Here is a 3069-nt window from a genome sequence, read left to right on the forward strand (position 1 = left end):
CTGAATGCCCTGGCCGATCTGGAGCGTCACATGTTGCTCGACCCGGAGGTCGGCGGCGCGAAAGGCATTCCTGATCTGGTGAAACAGGTCAACCGCCTGCTGCACAACGATGATCCGCGCTGGGCACAGATCCCGAATGATGAGATGTATGTGGGTGGTCTGATGTTCACCTACATGATGTCCAGCCCGATTCCGGGCGCGCTGAAAGAGTTTGTTGATACCGATGAGCGCATCGCTAACCTGGTGTTCTACTACAAGGACCATCAGGGCGAGACCATCCGCCGTGCGATCCATACCGCCAAGCAGTGGATCAACGAGAACGGTGACAAGGTCGAGGGTCTGACCATCCGTCTGGCCGGGGGTACCATCGGTGTCACCGCGTCCATGAACGAAGCGGCCTACGAGACCAACCTGTGGGTACTGCCACTGGTGTTCGTGCTGATCTTCGCCATGGTGATGTTCTTCTACCAGTCACTGATGGCCGGCACCATGATGTTTATGGCGATGCTCTTCGCCACCACACTGACCTACGCCTACATGGGGGTTACCCACATGGGCATCAACATCAACACCGTACCGATCATCGCTGTAGGGGTGGGCGTCGGTATCGATTACTCCATCTACATGATGGACCGCATCCGCACTGAAATGGTGGCCCTGAAAGACCTGAGCGCCGCGGTTAAACGCGCGATCAGTACCACAGGACTGGCGATCAGCTTCACGGCGATCACCCTGATTGCGGGCATCGTGATGTGGGTGCTCCTGTCTGACCTGCGTTTCCAGGCCGATGCTGCGCTGTTGCTGATTGTGATGGTGTTACTCAACGGTGCCGCCGCCATGTTGCTGGTGCCAAGCTGGGTGCTGGTCTTTAAGCCGAAGTTTATCTGCGAAGCCTATGAGGACGAAGACGGCATCATCCATGCCTGAGCCGTTCACACATTGAAGTGACCACATAAGACCAAAAAATCCGAAGGGGTTAATAATAATGACAAAAACAATAACAACGAACGCGAGTCGCCTGGCGCTGGCAGTCGCCGCGGCCACGGCGGCGATGGCTGCACCCACTGTCTCTGCTCAAGAGACTGAAGTGGCGGGTTTTGTTGAGAACGCGACCTACTATCGCGAAACCAAAGGCCTGACCAAATTCCGTAACACCGCCCAGCTGGAGTTCAGTCGTCAGCTGAACGGTGGCAGCTTCTGGGGTGAAGCCTCCGTACACGGTACCCTGCGTGCCACCTACGATGCGGTGTACGACCTGAACGACGACGAGTTCGGCGACGGTGCCGGTGCCCGCGCAGGTGAAGATATCTTCCTGCAGACCACCCTCAATGGCGCCTATATGCCGGTTGCGCATGGCTCCGGTCTGGATGCCTCAACGGTGGACGGCGTATATGGGCTGCTGAACGCGAACCCGGCCGGTATTCCGGGTTTGCCGCCGTTCCCGCCTGCATCCGCGTTTGTGGATAGCTACCCTAACAACCCGTCCACCGGTATGAGAGTGCTGGGTGAAGACCTGCATGATATCGGTGGTGGCGTGGCCTTCGGTGTGCCGGTGCGTCCGTGTGACGTCGACAGCCGCGGCTGTATTGACGGCTATCTGGATGCCGACGAAAGCGATCTGAAGCACCCTGAATTTAATGACCGTCTCGATTTCCTGCGTGAGCTGTATGTGGATGCCACCCACGACTTCGACAATGGTGATCAGCTCAACGTCCGTCTCGGTCGTCAGCAGGTCATCTGGGGCCGTACCGACCTGTTCCGCGTGTTGGATGTGATCAACCCGGTGGATTACAGCCGTCATAACATCTACGACGAGCTGGAAGATATCCGTATCCCAATGTGGATGGTGCAGGCAGAATGGCGCATGGGACCGACCGGTCCGTTCCAGGATCTGAACCTCTCCTCCGTGTGGAACTTCGACAAGTTCCGTCCGAACAATCTGGGTAACTGCTCGGGTGCCTACAATGCACTGGACGCCTCCTGCTTCTTCCGTGGCATGGCTAATCTGTGGGAAAACGGCGGTACGGTGGCGAACTTCGCACCGATCAACGCAGCCGGTCTGCCAGCGGGTCTGGCCCCGATTCTGGGTCCAAATGCCGCTGCAGCGAACGGTATCACCGATCCGGATACCATTGCCGCCATGTCTGATCCGACCATTGCCGGTTATGCCGCGACCAACTTCGGTCCGAACCAGATCGGTATCCGTGATGTGGACCTGCCGGCCTGGAGTCTGAATGACACCCAGCTGGGTGTGAAACTGGAAGGTGTGTACAACGACCTGACGTTCTCCCTGAACGCACTGACCTACCGTTCTCAGATGCCATCCCTGCGCGGTGGTACCACCGTGGATAACAGCGAAAATCCGTTTGTGAAAGGCGATATCGGTCCAACCCCGTACCTGATCGCGTTTGATGTGGTGTTCCCACGTGTGAACCTGATCGGTGGTTCCCTCGACTACTACGCCGAGTCCCTCGATACCGTGTTCCGTGTGGAAGCGGCTTACACCAAAGGTGAAGAGTTCGCCGATACGATGAGTCAGGACCTGTACTCCGAATCGGACGTGTTCCGTTACGTGGTGGGTGCGGATAAAAACGTCTTTATCCCGTTCCTGAACAAAAACCGTGCCTTCCTGTTCTCTGCACAGATCTTTGGTGAAAACCTGCTGGATCACCGCAGCGAGAAAGTCAGCTTAGGGACCCGTGGTTTTGCGCAGTGGAGCCAGAACAACATCGGTACGTTGCTGGTGAAAGGGTGGTGGATGAACGACCGTCTGAGCCCGCAGATCATCATGGCGCATGACTTCCGTGCCGGTAACTCGGTGGCAGCGCCGTCCGTGGAATGGCTGATCGATGACAACTGGAAAGTCACTGCCGGTGCCAACATCAAGTTCGGTCCGGGTGCGAAATCCGCAGACGATTGCCGTTCATGTAACCCATACAACCCATTCACCGCGTATACCGGTGCACCGGAGCATGCAGGTGGCATGTCCGGATCAGCTGGTCTGGGTGGATTTGAGCCAACCGGACGCTTCAAAACCGGCATCCTGGGTATGGCTAATGAAGAAGATGA

The 3069-nt window shown here is 57.1% G+C and carries 2 protein-coding genes; both read left to right on the top strand.

Annotated elements, in window-relative coordinates; translation table 11 throughout:
* Positions 1 to 927: MMPL family transporter (locus tag ABYW01_RS17825; protein WP_372835396.1), on the top strand; the 927-nt coding region annotated here is incomplete at its 5' end.
* 58 nt (positions 928 to 985) lie between these two features.
* Positions 986 to 3069: DUF1302 family protein (locus ABYW01_RS17830; protein ID WP_372835399.1), on the top strand; the 2084-nt coding region annotated here is incomplete at its 3' end.

It is taken from the genome of Pontibacterium sp. (genome assembly GCF_041587635.1).
In the GTDB taxonomy this organism is placed as follows: domain Bacteria; phylum Pseudomonadota; class Gammaproteobacteria; order Pseudomonadales; family Balneatricaceae; genus Pontibacterium.